We start from the raw sequence: 16,411 nt of genomic DNA, 5'->3' as shown, positions 1-16,411 counted from the left end.
CGCAGGTTGTAGGCGCGCGGCTTGTCCCACGATGGGTGGGAACCTGCCCCAAATCCAGACGCCGTGGTCTTTCTGGAATATCGCATTTTCCAGCCTTACTGCCGCTGCGCGCCAGATCACGGGACAAACCACGCTCCCACGCCTGCGGCAGAAGCTGTTACGTCGTCCGCACGAATAAGCCATTCACAGCACACCCGTTCAATAACTGGATAACCATCACGGTCACTATCGAATCCAGTGCTCGCCCAGGTCGCGATACCTGGCGGGCGATTCTTGAATGTGTGGTGTGCGATGACTGACTCGACGTTCGATCACAATGCGCAGGACATCGGGCTGCTGTTTCTGAGGGCCAGCGGCGCGCTGTTTCTGCTGGGTGTTCACGGCCTGCCCAAACTGCTCGATTTCCAGGCTCAGTTGGCGAGTATTGAAGACCCTTTTCATCTCGGGGCGCAGCTCACGTTGTGCCTGTCGATTTTTGCCGAAGTGCTGTGTCCGCTACTCATCCTGTGCGGCGTACTGGCGCGTTTGGCGTGCCTGCCTATTCTCTTCCTGTTGCTGGTGGCCCTGCTGGTCGTGCATGGCCAATGGACGGTGCAAGAAGGCCAGTTCGGCTGGTTATTGCTGATCATCTTTACCAGCGTGCTGATCGCCGGGCCCGGTCGCCTGGCACTCAATGCACGTCTCCCTGGAGCGCTCCGTTATGCCTGATTCCCTCATCCGAGAAGCGGACGCCATGCCCACCTCGCGACTGTCTGCCGACGAAATCGTCACCCTGGTGGTCAAGCACCGGGTCAGGGAGGGGCTGGAGTCGCAATACGAAGCCTGGTTGCGGCGCATCGTTGCGATTGCCGCCAGCTATCCGGGCCATTTGGGGGTGGACGTCATCCGCAGCAAGTCGGCGGGCCTGCACATGTTCACCTGCGTATTGAGGTTTTGCTCCACCGACGCCATGCAAAGCTGGCTGGATTCCGATCAGCGTCGTCAGTTGGTAGAACAAGCCGCCCCGATGCTGGCCGACGGTGATGTCACCGAGGTCAACCGCCACAACGAGTTCTGGTTCGTCCCAGCCACCGATACGCCACCGCCGCCACGTTGGAAGCAGGCTGTCGTGACCTTCATGGTCATCTGCCCGCTGACGTTGTTGATCCCGTTGCTCTGGCGCCCCGTGTTCGGCCTGCATCCGGTGCTCGCCAATTACGTGGTCAGCACCGGGTTGGTCACCGTGACCATCGTGCTGTTGGTGGTGTACCTGCTGATGCCATTCGCCACCCGACTCGCGGCGCCATGGTTGAACGCCAAACCCGCCCCCCTCGCGCCAGGAGGAGACCATGAAGGATGATCCCACCGATCAGGCACGCCGCCAGTTCGTGGCCAAGGGCTCGTTGCTGAGTGCCGTTGCGGCGGTCTTTTCATCCTTGCCTTTCTCCGGTTACGCCGCAGCTTCGCAAGCTGCTCAATCCTCTGTCCAAGGAACTGCGATGAACGTCGATCTGATTCTCTTCAACGGAAATTTTCATACGGTTGATCGTGAAAAGCCTACTGCCAGTGCGGTTGCCATCAACGGCGGCAAATTCGTCGCGGTGGGCAGCGACGCCGAAGTCATGGGCATGCGCGGAAGTGCCACGCAAGTGATTGATATGCACAAACGCACGGTGATTCCGGGCCTCAACGACTCGCACCTGCACCTGATTCGTGGCGGTTTGAACTACAACCTCGAACTGCGCTGGGAAGGCGTGCCGTCCTTGGCTGACGCGCTGCGCATGCTCAAGGCCCAGGCAGACCGCACGCCAACCCCGCAGTGGGTGCGGGTGGTGGGCGGCTGGAATGAATTCCAGTTCGCTGAAAAACGCATGCCGACCCTCGAAGAACTCAACCAGGCAGCGCCAGATACGCCGGTGTTCGTGCTGCACTTATACGACCGCGCGCTGCTCAACCGTGCCGCGCTACGCGTTGCCGGCTACACCCGCGACACCCCGAACCCGCCAGGTGGCGAGATCGTTCGTGACAGTAACGGCGACCCGACTGGCATGCTGGTGGCCAAACCCAATGCGATGATTCTGTATGCGACGCTGGCCAAAGGCCCGAAGCTGGCGTTGGAGTATCAGGTCAACTCCACCCGTCAATTCATGCGTGAGCTGAACCGTCTGGGCGTCACCAGCGCTATTGATGCAGGCGGCGGTTTCCAGAACTATCCCGATGATTACGCGGTGATCGAGCAACTGGCCAAGGCCAAACAGCTGAGCGTGCGCATCGCCTACAACCTGTTCACCCAAAAGCCCAAGGAAGAACTCACCGATTTCAAGAATTGGACCAACACCGTGACCCTGCACCAGGGCGACGACTTCCTTCGGCACAACGGCGCAGGTGAGATGCTGACGTTCTCGGCGGCCGACTTTGAAGATTTCCTGGAGCCACGTCCTGACCTGCCGCCTGGCATGGAGCAAGACCTGGAGCCGGTAGTGCGTCACCTGGTCGAGCACCGCTGGCCGTTTCGTTTGCACGCCACGTATGACGAATCCATCTCGCGCATGCTCGACGTGTTCGAGAAGGTCAACCGTGAGATTGCGTTCAACGGCATCCCGTGGTTCTTCGACCACTGCGAAACCATCACCCCGAAAAACATCGAGCGGGTGAAGGCATTGGGCGGCGGCATAGCGATTCAGGACCGCATGGCGTTCCAGGGTGAGTACTTCGTCGAGCGCTACGGCGCCAAGGCTGGCGAACACACGCCGCCGATCAAACGCATGCTGGCCGAAGGCGTGCCGGTGGGTGCGGGCACCGACGCCACGCGGGTCTCGAGTTATAACCCGTGGACCTCGCTGTACTGGATGGTCAGTGGTCGTACCGTCGGCGGGCTTGAGTTGTACCCGGAAGGTCTGTCTCGCGACACCGCGCTTGAGTTGTACACCCGTGGCAGCGCCTGGTTCTCGTCCGAGCAAGGCAAAAAAGGCCAGATCAAAGTCGGCCAACTGGCTGACGTGGTGGCCCTGTCTGCGGACTTCTTCAGCGTCGAAGAAGAGGCCATCAAGTGGATTGAGTCGGTGCTGACAGTGGTGGATGGCAAGGTGGTCTATGGCACCGGAGAATTCGACAGCCTGTCGCCGCCGACCTTGCCGGTACTGCCGGACTGGTCGCCTGTGGCGCTGGTCCCTGGCCACTGGCGTCCGAGCGCGCCACTGGCGGCGAGCGTCCATCAATGCGCAGGCCCTTGCACGGTTCACTCCCACAGCCATGAGCGGGCGCGTCTTTCCAACGTGCCGGTCAGCGACTTCCAGGGGTTCTGGGGCGCGTTTGGCTGTTCCTGTTTCGCCTTCTAGGCACCCTGTTTTCAAGAGCACGATACGCCTCGCCGGAGCAGCGGCGGGGCACTTGGCCGGTGATGATTGCCGGCTCTTTAAATGACCTCTGTCTTACCTCCAAGGAGTCCACCATGAGCACCCCCTTTACCTACAAGCGCTTGAACAAAGATGATGCGGTCGTTCTGTTGGTTGACCATCAGACCGGTCTGATTTCGCTGGTACAAGACTTCTCGCCCAACGAGTTCAAAAACAACGTGTTGGCACTGGCCGATGTCGCCAAGTTTTTCAACTTGCCGACCATCCTGACCACCAGCTTCGACAAAGGCCCCAACGGCCCGATCGTGCCAGAACTCAAGGAGCTGTTTCCGGACGCTCCGTTCATTCAGCGCCCTGGTCAGATCAACGCCTGGGACAACCCGGATTTCGTCAAGGCGATCAAGGACACCGGCCGCAAGCAACTGATCATCGCCGGTGTCGTGACTGACGTTTGCGTCGCGTTCCCGACCCTGTGCGCGTTGGAAGAAGGCTTTGAGGTGTTCGTGGTGACAGACGCTTCCGGGACCTTCAACGAAACCGTTCAACAAGCGGCCTGGGCGCGTATGACCGCAGCCGGTGCGCAACTGGTGAACTGGTTCTCGGTGGCCTGTGAGCTGCAAGTGGACTGGCGCAACGACATGGAAGGCCTGGCCAACTTGTTGTCGCCGCGCATTCCGAACTATCGCAACCTGATGAACAGCTACTCGTCGTTGACCGCCAAGTAACTGAGGCGGCCTGCGCCATAAAGGGCCCGCGTGTTTGCGGCGCGTACCTGCCGGGGGGCACTTGCTCGCGAATAGCCGGTACATTCGACACGCATTCTGTGTCCGGAATATCGCATCGCGAGCAAGCGTTTCTCTCATCGAAGAAACTATAACAACCTGAATTAAATAGATTTTCTGTCGCAGCCTTCGGCGGCTCCTACATGTCCAGTGTTTGCTGTGCGCCTGCTTGAACCTATCATTGCCTAACTCATCCCCCGCATTGAGCGTTCACTATAAGTAGATGATGTCGCCGGACTGGTGGCGTATCTTGCTTGTCCTTGTCATCTGCAACCCGCTGCGCTGCAACGGTGGCGTGATCGATAGCAGGGCAACGGATAGCCCCAACAAACACTCGTTTTTGGAGAATCATCATGGCAACAGCTTCTGCAACCCTGCATCTGCCGGTATCTGCCGACACCGTCTGGCAATTGGTCGGCGGTTTTCTTTCACTCCCCGATTGGTTGCCGTTGATCGCTACCAGCGAGCCTGCTGAAGGCGGTCGGCTGCGCAAATTGACGACGCAGGACGGCGCAGTGATCGTCGAACGCCTGGAGTTCTTCGACAATCAAACCCGCACCTACCGTTACTCGATCACCGAGGGGCCGTTCCCGGTCACCGACTACCTTGCAACGCTGCAAGTCTCTGGGGCGGGCAGCAATGAAACACAGGTGACCTGGTCGGGTCGTTTTACCCCCAATGGCATTCCTGAGGCTGACGCCGTGGCGCTTTTTCAGGGCATTTACGAAGGCGGACTGCAAGCGCTGAAAGCGAACTTCTGAGTCGACAGCGCTTTTGCTGCGCAATCGATGCTCAGTTTCGCCGGTGAACAGTTTCAGCCCGCGCGAGCATCATGTATTCGCTTTGCAGCTGCTGTCCCCGCCCTGTATTTAATTTTCCGAAATGGCCTGTAATACAATACGATTGCGCATAACGCCTCCGATCATGAGGATCGGCGGCGTTCGATCCAGGCGACGGCCCGCCGGGCGTTGCAGCAATGAAATGTACAGCTCTTAGGGAATACAACATGAAAGTACAGCGCCAGGCGTCTTCTTTGCGGCATCAGGTGCAGGATGCGCTGCGCAACGAAATCATCTCCGGTCGTTTCAAACCGGGCGATCGACTGGTGGAGCAGCAGCTCTATACCGCACTGGATGTCAGCCGCACGTCGTTGCGCGAAGCACTGCGCCAGCTTGAGGCCGAAGGGTTAGTGGAGCAGGTGCCGCATCGCGGGGCTTACGTGGCGTCGGTGGATGCCAAGGATGCGATTCAGATTTACGACGTGCGCGGTGCGCTGGAAGTGCTCGCGGTGCGTAATTTCGTGCGCTACGCCAGTGACGAAGATGTTGCCGAGCTGGCCGAGGTTTTTGAGGAGTTCGTCGAGCAGTCGCGCACCTCTAGCGTCGACGGAACTACGTTACTGGACATCAAGCGGCGTTTTTATCATGTGCTGTTGGACATCGAGCAAAGCCGGGTGGTTGGCGGCATGCTGGAGCAGTTGAACAACCGCGTCAGCCTGTTGCGTGCCCTGTCTCTGGGGCGTGAAGGCCGGATGGTGCATACCTTGGCTGAGCTCAAAGAGATCGTGCGCATGATTGAGCTGCGCGATGAAACCGGCGCCTGTGCCGCCGCGCTGTTGCACGTCGAGAACGCCTCGAAGAACGTGCTGGAGCTGTTGGCGCTTAACGATATTCACGCGGTGCAATAACCGCATCCCCACTCTCTGAAACGACGCGTTTTTGTAGATACTCTGTTCCCGGTCAAGCTTTCAGCCGGTGTTTTTTGCTGAAAGGCGTGGCCGTATCAATGCTTCACCGGTGCGCGCGGTGTGTCTGTCACACCGCGTGCGCAGGTTTTACGACGGGTTCCCCGCCGGTCGCGGGACAAGCCCGGCTCCAACATGGGAGGGGCAGGGCCAGAACGCGCTCGTCAGCTCCCTGGGACCATGCCGATCCATGCCTAAGTTATTTCAGCGCAACGCTGAATAAGCCGTCGGCGTCAGGAACTGGTTTTCAATGCGCTGGACAATGATCGCCTGCGCCTCGCTTTGCGCGCGTTTGGCGATCCACTCGGCATCGCTCTGGAACGCGTTCCACTTGATTTCGCGGTCGGCCAGACTGTCCCACTTCAGCAAATAGGTCAGCGTTTGATTGCTCTTGCCGGTGAGCGAGGTCCAGAAGCCGATTTGCTCGATGCCGTACTTTTCAAAGAATCCCAGCGTGACGTTGCTAAAGCGCTCATGCAGGGCAGGCAGGCGGCCCGGTGCGCAATGGTAGGTACGTAACTCAACGATCATTTCCAACTCCTAAGGTGAGTACCGATCACGAAATAGGCGAAGTAGCCTATTGACCGATTGTATGACAGTCATATAGTTTTATTGCAACTGCTGACGCGTATCGAGCATAAAAATAGCCCGCTGGCGCAGTGAACCCGTTTACAAAAACAACAGGGTACGAAAAATGACTCAACCGCAACGGATTGGCTTCATCGGCCTGGGCATGATGGGGCTACCGATGACTACCTGTCTGAGCAAAGCCGGTTTCCAGCTGTTTGTTTCGGACGCCGATACCGGGCGTCTGCGTGACGTTCAGGCCACCCTCGGCGCAACAGCGTTGGATGCCGAAAACGCCAAATCCCTCGATGTGCTGATCACTATGCTGCCCAACTCGACCATTGTCGAAAATGTGCTGCTGGGTGCCGACGGCAAATCAGGCTGGGCTGTTTCACTGGCGGTCAACACGGTGGTGATCGACATGAGCTCGTCGGAGCCAGCGCGCTCTCGCGAGTTGGGCCACAAGCTCAATGATCTCGGCCTGGCTTACCTGGACGCTCCAGTGTCAGGCGGAGTCAAGCGCGCCGTGGACGGCAGCCTGGCGATTCTCGTTGGTGGCGATCTGGGGGTAATGCAGCGTTGCCGGGCACTGCTCGACGCCATGGGCAAAAATATCTTGCACATCGGTGACGCCGGGTCGGGCCACGCGGCCAAAGCCCTGAATAATTTCGTCTCTGCTGCGGGCCTGATGGCCACTGTTGAAGCCCTGCATGTGGCCAGGCGTTTTGGCATCGAACCCGGCGTGATGGTCGATGTGCTCAATGCCTCCAGCGGCAGCAGCAACACGTCGCTCAATAAAGCCAAGCAATTTATGCTCAGCGGCAGCTTTGGTTCCGGATTTTCAATGCAACTGATGAATAAGGACTTGAAGATCGCCAAGGGCCTGGCCGATGCGCTGGATTACCCGCTGACGTTTGGCCAGCGGGCGATCAAGGTCTGGGACGAGGTGGCGCAAGACTCGACGCCCACCACCGACCACACCGAGATGTACCGCATGCTGGCCAAAGAAGGTGAGTGAGCGCATTTGTCTGGTGTTGTCAGCCCAGCCCTGATCTTCAACGGAGTACACCGAATGTCTCGTGCAGCCAGTTTTTACATCGATGGACAATGGGTCGAGCCAAACGCGCCGACCTGGTTTGAGGTGATTGATCCCGCCACCGAAAGCGTGGTCGAGCGTCTTGCCTTGGGCGATGCCACTGACGTTGATCGTGCTGTTGCCGCCGCGCGCAAGGCCCTGCTGGTTTACGCGCAAACCAGCGTGACTGAACGCATCGCCTTGCTGCGCCGGATCGTCGCGATCTACCAGCGTCGTCAGGAAGAGTTTGCTCAGGCCATGCGCGTCGAGATGGGTTCGCCCATTACCGCATCGCGTAACTTTCAGGTACCGCGCGGCTGGTTGCACCTCAATCAGATGATTGAGGTGCTTGAGCGCTTTGAGTTTGAGCAACGCCAAGGCAGTACGTTGTTGCGCTACGAGCCGGTGGGTGTGTGTGGCCTGATCACGCCGTGGAACTGGCCGATCAACCAGATTGTGGTGAAAGTCGCGCCGGCGCTGGCGGCCGGTTGCACCATGGTGCTCAAGCCCAGTGAATACTCGCCCTTGAGCAGCTTGTTGTTTGCCGAGGTGTTGGACGAGGCCGGGGTACCGCCAGGTGTGTTCAACCTGGTCAACGGTGATGGCCCTGGTGTCGGTGCGGCGTTGTCGGCCCACCCGGACATCGACATGCTGTCGTTTACCGGTTCGACGCGGGCTGGCGTGCAGGTGGCGAAGTCCGCTGCTGACACGGTCAAGCGCGTGGCGCAAGAGTTGGGCGGCAAGTCGGCCAATATCCTGCTCGACGATGTGAATCTGCAGGACGCCGTGACCCGTGGCGTGGCAGCGTGCTTCACCAACAGCGGTCAATCGTGCTCGATCCCGACCCGGATGCTGATTCCGCGCAGCCTGATGAGCGACGCGGCGCCGATTGCCAAACGCGCGGCAGAGGCCTTCAAGGTTGGCCCGACCACTGAGGAGTCGACGCAGCTCGGCCCGTTGGTCAATCGTGCGCAGTGGCGCCGCGTTCAGGCGTTGATTCAGAACGGCATCGACGAGGGTGCTGAGCTGGTGACGGGGGGCGTCGGCATGCCTGAAGGCTTGAATAAAGGCTATTTCGTCAAACCCACCGTGTTCGCTAACGTCACGCCAGACATGATCATCGCCCAGGAAGAAATCTTCGGACCGGTGCTGTCGATGATCGCCTATGACAGCGAAGCCCAAGCCATTGAGATTGCCAACGGTACTCACTATGGATTGGCGGCTTATGTGCAGTCAGCCGATCAGGATCGCGCTCGCAACGTGGGCCGCGCTCTGCAAGCCGGTAGCGTGCATTTGAATTACCCGCCCGCCGATTTTGCTGCGCCCTTTGGTGGCTACAAACGTTCCGGCAATGGTCGGGAGTGGGGCGAGTTCGGGCTGCGTGAGTACTTGGAGGTGAAATCCATGGTTGGCTACGGTGACTGAAAGCTGGGTATAGCAACCGGGGTTTAGCAAAAAAATTTGCTTGTTTTGACTGTATGACAATCGGTCGATATTACGAAAAGTGGAGATGACGATGGAAGACAACAAACGCTTCAACCAAGGCTTCAACAACCGTAAAGAAGTCCTCGGCGACCTTCATGTGGAGAAGTCCTGGGCGGCGGCGGATGACTTCAATCGGCCGATGCAAAAACTCGTCACCGAAGTGTGTTGGGGTGAGGTCTGGGGCGACGCCACGTTGCCATTCAAGACCCGCAGCATGATCAATCTGGCGATGCTCACGGCGCTGAGCCAGCACCATGAACTGGGCGTGCATGTGCGTGGCGCCTTACGCAATGGGGTGAGCAAGGACGAAATTCGCGCGGTGCTGATGCAGGCCGCCGTCTATTGCGGTGTGCCGTTGGGTCTGGCGGCATTTCGGGTCGCGTCGGAGGCGATCAGGGCCTACGAAGCGGAAATCGCCGGGACCTGACCTGTTGTTCAACACCAACTTGCCGTTCAACAATAATTATAAGGAAACGTCATGAGCACATACGCCCAGGCCAGACCGCTGGCCGAGACCGATCAATCGATCGAGAAGAAAAGAAGAAACGCAATCAAAGGTGCGTTCTTCTCCGAATACATCGATATGTTCGACATTTACCTGCCGGTCGTCGTGCTGTCTCCGGTGTTGTTCTTCTTCCAGCCGGCCCAGTTGTCACCGGGCATGGCGGCGATTCTCGCGTCACTGGTGTTCATCACCACGCTGCTTGGGCGGCCCATCGGTGCATTGTTGTTCGGCATGATTGCCGACAAGACCGGGCGGCGCATGGCGTCGATTTACTCGGTCTCCGGGTTTGGCGTGGTCACGCTGCTGATCGCCTTGCTGCCGGGCTACGAGACCATTGGCATTGCCTCGTATTGGCTGTTGGTGATCTTGCGGTTTGTCGACGGTATTTTCCTCGGTGGTGGATACACCGGCGCGATGCCTCTGGCCATTGAGTATTCGAAAAAGCACCAACGCGGTTTTGTCGGCGGTCTGATCATCGCCGGGTTCCCCTTGGCTTACGTCAGTATCAATCTGGTGGCAATGCTGATGTTCATGCTGTTCCCGCTGGACGGCCCCGGTTCGCCTTATGTGCAGTGGGGCTGGCGGATTCCGTTCGTGATCGGCGCGGTGTTGGCCGGTGTACTGGCCTTGTATTACGTATACGCGGTATCCGAATCAGAAATCTGGGAAACCGAAACCGGTAACAAACCCCGAGAAAAACTGCCGTTATCCGACCTGCTCAAAGGCAAAAGCGGACGCAACCTGTTGCAAGTGTTGCTGATGATGACCGGCTTCTGGCTGACCCAAAACATCATCACCATCTTTCTGCCCACCGGATTACTGGTCAATACCCTGCACCTGTCAGGGCTTCAAGTAACCGGCACATTGTTGATTTCCTACTCGGTGTTGTTCTTTAGCTACATCGGTTCGGGACTGATCGGACAGAAAATCGGACGCAGGCGGTTTTTCCTCACCCTTGGTCCGATCATCGCCACCGTCGGTGCCGCAATCATGTACGTGCTGGCCAATGTGCCGGGGCTTTCGCTGCCCGTGGTCATGGCTCTGGTGTGCCTGCTGTCGGTGTTGGTGACCGCGCCCTGGGGGGTGATCGTGACCTACATCAACGAGCGTTTTGTTACCGACGTGCGCGCAACCGGTTTCGGTGTCGGCTTCAGTTTGTCGGTGATTATCCCTTCGTTTTACGCCTTCTACATGGCCTGGCTGGGCCAGATCATCCCCTTCACCATGACCCCGGCAGTGTTGCTGGCGGTGGGCGGCGTCATCGCGACCATCGGCGCCTACATGGGGCCGGAAACCAAAGACGTTGATTTCTGATGCATCAGCTTCAGTTTCGAACAGGAGAACGGCTGTGAACAACAAAACCATAGGCTTCATCGGCCTGGGCAACATGGGTGGCCGCATGACCCGCTGTCTGGTGGACGCCGGGCTCACCGTATTGGGTTACGACACCGATACGCAGCGGGTCAAAACCGCTGGCGCACAGGTGGCCGACTCTATCGCCCAGGTGGCAGCAGAGTCAGGCGTGGTGTTGCTTTCGCTGCCAGACAGCAAGGTGGTCGAGACGGTCGTTGAGGGCGCTGAAGGGTTGCTGCGCCATTGCCGGGAAGGTCAGGTGGTGGTGGATTTGAGTACCGCCGCTGCCAGTTCGACAATCCGCTTGCACGGCTTGTTTGCCGAACGCGGCGTGCAGTACATCGACGCCGGTATTTCCGGGGGCGCAGCCGCAGCCGAGAAGGGCGCGCTGACACTGATGATCGGTGGCGACGAAGCCACCGTCGCTACCCTGGACTGGGTGTTTGCGCCCATCGCCAGCAAGGTATTCCACATGGGCGCCAGCGGCGCCGGGCACACCACCAAAACCCTCAATAACTTTCTCAATGCGGTGAGCCTTTGCGCCACTGCCGAGGTGATGGTTGCGGGTAAGAAGGCCGGTCTTGACCTGCACCAGTTACTCGATGTGCTCAATAGCAGCAGCGGGGTCAATTTCGCCACGCAGAAGCGCTTCCCGTACATCGTCGATGGCGATTATCTGGAAGGCGGTCTGACCGGCAAATTGATGAACAAAGACGTGGTGCTGTACATCGATCGTGTGCGCGAACTGGGCGTCGCTTCGCTCAACGCGTCCGGGCCATTGGCAAGCTTCGGCCTGCAAGTGGCGCTGGGTTATGGCGATCTGATCAGCAACAAAGTCGTGGACGCCATTGGCGATGTGTCCGGCGGTGTTCGACTTCACCAACCCCTATAAAGGAGACAAGGCATGAAGGTTATTCACGGCAGCGTTGAAGGTGCAATTTCCGAGCAGCGCAGCGCCACATTTACTGGCGTGGTATGGGCCGATCCGGTGATGTCGACCACTGACGGCGTGACCATCAACAACGTTTCCTTCAACCCTGGCGCTCGCACGTTCTGGCATTTTCACGAGTTTGGCCAAGTGCTCTACGTGACGGCAGGCAGCGGCTGGATCTGCCTGGAAGGCAATGAGCCGCAGGCCATCCGCCAGGGCGACACGGTGTGGATCGGTCCCAACGAGCGGCATTGGCATGGCGCCAACACCGAGAACTTCATGGTGCATACCGCCACCTCCATTGGCAAAACGGTGTGGCAAGAAGCGGTCGAAGAAAACGACTACCTGCGCTCGGTGCGTTGATCCCACGCCGCCTAAGGGCTTGTGATTCTGAAGGAGCCGGGCTTGTCCCACGACCGGCGGGGAACCCGTCGTAAAACCTGAGCACGAGGGGTGACAGACACACCGCGTACACCCGGGTTTACTGCCGCTGCGCGCCAGATCGCGGGACAAGCCGCGCTCCTGCAAGTGCGTTTTGGCCCTTTTGATACGGCCACGCTTTTCGGCAAAGAACACCTGCTGAACGCTTGACCGGGAACAAAGTATCTACAGCGCAATTTAACGTTTGAAGTGAACGGGTATGAGGGAAATTCAGCATGAGCCTCACACAAGAACAACAACAGGCCAAAGATGCATTCAACGGCTGTGGCGGCACCTGGAATGCGGCGTGGGACAGCATCCTGCGTCTGGATCCGGGCTTTCTCCAGGCCTATGCCGGCTTTGCCGCAGTCCCTTGGCAGAACAATCACCTGGAAAACAAGGTCAAGGCGTTCATTGGCATCGCTGCCAGCGCCGCGGCGACTCATTTGTTTCGTCCTGGTATTCAAGAGCACTTGCGGGTGGCAATAACCCACGGCGCGACCCGCGAAGAGTTAATGGAAGTGCTGGAGCTGATCAGTACCGTCGGCATCCACGCGTCGAACGTCGGGGTGCCGGTGTTATTGGAGGTGCTGGAAGAGGAGGGCATGCGCGATGGGCCTGAGCCGTTGGACGCCCGGCGCGAAGCACTCAAAGCCAGCTTCATCGACAATCGCGGTTATTGGCATTCGTCATGGGAAGGCTTGCTTGAACTGGACCCAGAGCTATTCGACGCCTACGTCGAATTCTCGTCGGTGCCCTGGCGTACAGGTGTGTTGCCGCCGATGGTCAAGGAGTTGATGTATTGCGCCTTCGATGCCGCCGCGACCCACCTCTATGTGCCGGGCCTGAAGCTGCATATGCGCAACGCACTGCGTTACGGCGCGAGCAAAGAGCAGATCATGGAAATGCTGGAAATCGTCAGCGTGATTGGTATTCACGGGGCGTTGGTGGCGGCGCCGATGCTGGAGCATGCATTGGGCGAATCCCGGATGCCTGCAAGTGCGAACCTTTAAAGAACCGGAGTCGACATGAACAACAACAATCCGACGACCGCGGCAAAGCCGAACTGGAACAACCCCGAGGTGATCGTCGTGCGTTACGGCACTCGGCAAACCAGCAAAAGCGAGTGCTATTACAACTTTCGCGCGTACCGAGAACCGGATGCGGAAATCACCATGGATTACTTCTTCTGGATCTTTCGCAACGACGAGCAAACCATTGTCATCGACACCGGTTTCAGCCCGCAAGCGGCGGTGGCCCGCAAGCGTCAGCCGGTGGTAAAACCTGCCGATGCGCTGGCGCGGTTGGGCATTGACCCGGCGCAGGTGAAGCTGCTGGTGTTGACCCATGCGCACTACGACCATGCCGGTAATCTGGGCCTGTACCCGAACGCAAAAATCGTCATGTCACGCCGGGAGTTCGAATTTTGGGGCACTGACATGGGCAAGCGCCCGCAGTACGCGCACCATATCGATCCGCTGGACATCCAGCATATTCAGGCGCTGGTCGAAGCCGGTCGCATTACGTTGCTGGACGCCCCACGTAATACGCTGATTCCCGGTATTGAGTTGTATGAAATCGGTGGACACACGCCAGGGCAACTGGCGGTGGTGGTGGAAATGCCAAAAGGCCCGGTGATCCTCGCCTCCGACGCAGTCCACTATTACGAAGAGCTGGAGCTGGACCGCCCCTTCGCGGTGCTCGACAGCCTGGCGGACATGTATCAGGGCTATGAGCAGATTCGCGAGTGGCTGCTGCGTCCCGGTGCGCTGATGATCCCGGGGCATGACCCGGATGTGATGAACCGCTTTGCGCCCGTCGATCCTGCCGACCCTTCATTCGCTGTGCATATCGATGTAACGGGAGCCGGCGTATGAAGGGTAAGCGGGCATTGGTCACGGGGTCATCGAACGGCCTCGGGCTGGCGGTGGCGCGAGGATTGGCGGTGGCGGGCTGTGATGTGGTGCTGCATGGGCTCGAGTCATCGGCCGATATGCGCGCAACGTGTGAGGACCTGGCGCGCCAGTGTGGCGTCGCGGTCAGCTACGTGCAGGCTGACCTGTCGCAGTCTTCGGGTGTCGATGCAATGATCGAAGCCGCTGGTGCGGTCGATGTGTTGATCAACAACGCGGTGGTGCGGCACTTTTCGCCTATTGAGGATTTTCCCGCTGAGCGTTGGGATCAGGCGCTGGCGGTGAATCTCACGGCAGCGTTTCGTGCCGTTCAACTGAGTCTGCCCGGCATGCGCGCTCGGGGCTGGGGGCGGATCTTCAACATGTCCTCGGCGTACGGCGCGCGTGCGATTGCCAACCGCATCGATTACGTGACCACCAAGACCGCGTTGCTGGGTTTTACCCGAGCGGTCGCCATCGAAACCCAAGGGCAGGGGATTACTTGCAACGCGGTGTGTCCGGGGTCCGTATTGACACCGAACATCGAGGGCCGGCTGACCGAATTGATGACCCGCAAGCAACTGGATCGCGAGACTGCAACGCGGGAGTTTCTGGTCGGCAAGCAGGGCACTGGCCGCTTTGTTGACGCTGCGCATGTGGCGGATCTGATCGTGTTTCTGTGCAGCGAATCTGGCGCGTCGATCACCGGCGCGACCTTGCCGGTGGACGATGGGTGGTTGGCGGGGTAGGCCGGGTGTTTCAGGTCATTAGAAACCTGCGGTATACCACGCATTCTGTAGGAGCGAATTCATTCGCGAGGGGTCGGTACAGTCGATGCACGTTCATCGCCTGGAAAATTTCATCGCGAATAAATTCGCTCCTACAGCCGACTCCGAGAGGTTCATGTCGAACTCAAGGCTAAACAAAATAACAACAACGGAGACACCATGAAGGCTCCTGCTGTCACACACCTGCTCAGCGAATTTATCGAGCGCACCACCTGGGCCCAGATACCTGCCGCCATCAGTCATGAAGCCAAACGTTCTCTGGTCAACTACTTCGCCGTCGCGCTGGCCGGTTGCAACGATCTGGATGTCAGTAAGGCTGTCACGCTGTTCCAGCGCTTCAGCGCCGGCGACCAGGCCCACGTCATCGGTCGGGCAGAAACGATGGACATGCTCAATGCCGCGTCGCTGAACGCCATGAGCGCCAATGTGTTCGACTTCGACGACACCCACATCCCAACCATCATTCACCCGACCGCACCGGTGGCCGCAGCGTTGTTTGCCCTGGCTGAAACCCAGCCCGTCTCAGGCGAGCAATTTCTATTGGCGTTCGTGCTGGGGGTCGAGGTCGAATGCCGCCTGGGCATGGCGATTTCGCCCGAGCATTACCGACGTGGCTGGCACATTACTTCAACGTGCGGCGTGTTTGGCGCAGCTGCCGCCGTCGGGAAAATCCTGCAACTGGACGCTCAACACCTAGCGTGGGCACTGGGCAATGCCAGCGCGCAATCATCTGGCCTGGTGGAAACCCTGGGCAGTGCCGCGAAAAGTATTGGCGTCGGCAACGCCGCACGCAATGGCTTGCTCTCGGCGTTGCTGGCGCAGGACGGTTTCAAAGGGCCGCAATATCCACTCGAAGGCGAGCGGGGCTTTCTTAATGTGATGGGCGATAAGCCTGATTATGCGCAGATCATCGACGGTTTTGGCGAGCGCTGGGCGTTGAGCGCCAACACCTACAAACCCTATCCCTGTGGCGTGGTGCTGAACCCGGTGATCGAGGCGTGCTTGCAGCTGTCCCGGGATCGCAGTTGGCTACTTGAAGACATCACCCGAGTCGAGCTGACGGGCCATCCGTTGCTGCGACAGCGAACCGATCGCCCGAATATCCAAGCCGGGCGCGAATCGCAAGTGAGCGCGCAGCATGCCGTCGCCGTGAGTCTGGCAACCGGCAAGGCAGGTCTGGCCGAATTCAGCGATGCGGCCGTCGCCGACAGTCGCTTACGCGCGCTATACCCGTTGCTGCACTTTATCGACGACGCCGATTACGCCGTGGAGTCGGCGCAGGTCAGGCTTTTTTTCAGGTCCAGCGAAACCCTCAGCCGAACCATTGACATGTCGCTGGGCAGCCTTGGTGCGCCACTGAGTGATCGGTTTCTGGAAAACAAACTGCGCGAACTTGCCGAATACGGCGGATCTGCCAGCACGCCACAGCCGCTGATCGATGCGCTGTGGGCTCTGCAACAGAGCGACGACGTCAGCTCGGTGATGCGCCTTGCACGGGCTTAAAAACTTTTATTCATTATTCATTCTGGAGCGG

17 protein-coding genes are annotated in these 16,411 nt (G+C 58.9%); 16 read left to right on the top strand and 1 reads right to left on the bottom strand.

All coding sequences use genetic code 11. The annotated features are described in order from the left end of the window. Positions 1-291 precede the first annotated feature (291 nt). The 6 genes from VGC62_RS10730 to VGC62_RS10705 all read left to right on the top strand — a co-directional run bounded on the left by VGC62_RS10730 (position 292) and on the right by VGC62_RS10705 (position 5,804). Positions 292-708, top strand: coding sequence for a DoxX family protein (locus VGC62_RS10730; protein WP_331187055.1), 417 nt, complete (start codon positions 292-294; stop codon positions 706-708). Beyond that, positions 701-1,339 carry an antibiotic biosynthesis monooxygenase gene (locus VGC62_RS10725; RefSeq protein ID WP_331187054.1) on the top strand — a complete coding sequence of 213 codons (639 nt, stop codon included), beginning with the start codon at positions 701-703 and terminating at the stop codon, positions 1,337-1,339. Before VGC62_RS10730 ends, VGC62_RS10725 begins: the two co-directional genes overlap by 8 nt. Positions 1,340-1,478: 139 nt before the next feature. Further along, complete coding sequence (locus VGC62_RS10720; RefSeq protein WP_331187067.1) at positions 1,479-3,317, top strand: amidohydrolase; 1,839 nt, start codon at positions 1,479-1,481, stop codon at positions 3,315-3,317. Between the two features lie 113 nt (positions 3,318-3,430). Beyond that, the gene (ycaC, locus tag VGC62_RS10715) at positions 3,431-4,060 is read left to right on the top strand and encodes an isochorismate family cysteine hydrolase YcaC (RefSeq protein WP_331187053.1); all 630 of its coding nucleotides are present in this window, start codon (positions 3,431-3,433) and stop codon (positions 4,058-4,060) included. 410 nt (positions 4,061-4,470) lie between these two features. Further along, positions 4,471-4,878 carry an SRPBCC family protein gene (locus tag VGC62_RS10710; protein WP_331187052.1) on the top strand — a complete coding sequence of 136 codons (408 nt, stop codon included), beginning with the start codon at positions 4,471-4,473 and terminating at the stop codon, positions 4,876-4,878. Positions 4,879-5,123: 245 nt separating this feature from the next. After that, a complete protein-coding gene (locus tag VGC62_RS10705) occupies positions 5,124-5,804 on the top strand; it encodes a GntR family transcriptional regulator (protein ID WP_331187051.1) in 681 nt (226 codons plus the stop codon). A gap of 261 nt (positions 5,805-6,065) precedes the next feature. Here VGC62_RS10705 and VGC62_RS10700 read toward each other — a convergent pair whose 3' ends face one another. Then, positions 6,066-6,392, bottom strand: a complete 327-nt coding sequence (locus tag VGC62_RS10700; RefSeq protein WP_331187050.1) for an NIPSNAP family protein — start codon at positions 6,390-6,392, stop codon at positions 6,066-6,068. Positions 6,393-6,555: 163 nt separating this feature from the next. Here VGC62_RS10700 and VGC62_RS10695 point away from each other — a divergent pair, with 163 nt between their 5' ends. From VGC62_RS10695 to VGC62_RS10650, 10 genes are all read left to right on the top strand, one after another. Next, positions 6,556-7,446: an NAD(P)-dependent oxidoreductase gene (locus VGC62_RS10695; protein ID WP_331187049.1), complete on the top strand. Its 891-nt coding sequence runs from the start codon at positions 6,556-6,558 to the stop codon at positions 7,444-7,446. A gap of 54 nt (positions 7,447-7,500) precedes the next feature. Beyond that, positions 7,501-8,928 (top strand): aldehyde dehydrogenase family protein, encoded by a 1,428-nt coding sequence (locus VGC62_RS10690; RefSeq protein WP_331187048.1) that lies wholly within the window; start codon positions 7,501-7,503, stop codon positions 8,926-8,928. Positions 8,929-9,019: 91 nt separating this feature from the next. Beyond that, entirely contained in the window at positions 9,020-9,415 is a 396-nt protein-coding gene (locus tag VGC62_RS10685) for a carboxymuconolactone decarboxylase family protein (RefSeq protein WP_331187047.1), read from the top strand. A 51-nt stretch (positions 9,416-9,466) separates the two neighbouring features. Then, complete coding sequence (locus tag VGC62_RS10680; RefSeq protein WP_331187046.1) at positions 9,467-10,807, top strand: MFS transporter; 1,341 nt, start codon at positions 9,467-9,469, stop codon at positions 10,805-10,807. Positions 10,808-10,841: 34 nt separating this feature from the next. Beyond that, a complete protein-coding gene (locus VGC62_RS10675) occupies positions 10,842-11,738 on the top strand; it encodes an NAD(P)-dependent oxidoreductase (protein ID WP_331187045.1) in 897 nt (298 codons plus the stop codon). 12 nt (positions 11,739-11,750) lie between these two features. Continuing rightward, entirely contained in the window at positions 11,751-12,140 is a 390-nt protein-coding gene (locus VGC62_RS10670; protein WP_331187044.1) for a cupin domain-containing protein, read from the top strand. Positions 12,141-12,433: 293 nt separating this feature from the next. Continuing rightward, positions 12,434-13,210 (top strand): carboxymuconolactone decarboxylase family protein, encoded by a 777-nt coding sequence (locus tag VGC62_RS10665; RefSeq protein WP_331187043.1) that lies wholly within the window; start codon positions 12,434-12,436, stop codon positions 13,208-13,210. A gap of 15 nt (positions 13,211-13,225) precedes the next feature. Further along, positions 13,226-14,074, top strand: coding sequence for an N-acyl homoserine lactonase family protein (locus VGC62_RS10660; protein ID WP_331187042.1), 849 nt, complete (start codon positions 13,226-13,228; stop codon positions 14,072-14,074). Continuing rightward, the gene (locus VGC62_RS10655; RefSeq protein ID WP_331187041.1) at positions 14,071-14,838 is read left to right on the top strand and encodes an SDR family NAD(P)-dependent oxidoreductase; all 768 of its coding nucleotides are present in this window, start codon (positions 14,071-14,073) and stop codon (positions 14,836-14,838) included. Before VGC62_RS10660 ends, VGC62_RS10655 begins: the two co-directional genes overlap by 4 nt. Before the next feature lie 198 nt (positions 14,839-15,036). After that, complete coding sequence (locus VGC62_RS10650; RefSeq protein WP_331187040.1) at positions 15,037-16,380, top strand: MmgE/PrpD family protein; 1,344 nt, start codon at positions 15,037-15,039, stop codon at positions 16,378-16,380. The last annotated feature ends 31 nt before the right edge of the window (positions 16,381-16,411 follow it).

The organism is Pseudomonas sp., assembly GCF_036404235.1.
Lineage (GTDB): Bacteria > Pseudomonadota > Gammaproteobacteria > Pseudomonadales > Pseudomonadaceae > Aquipseudomonas.
Note: the sequence above shows the minus strand (reverse complement) of the source record. Positions and strands in the feature narration are given on the sequence as shown.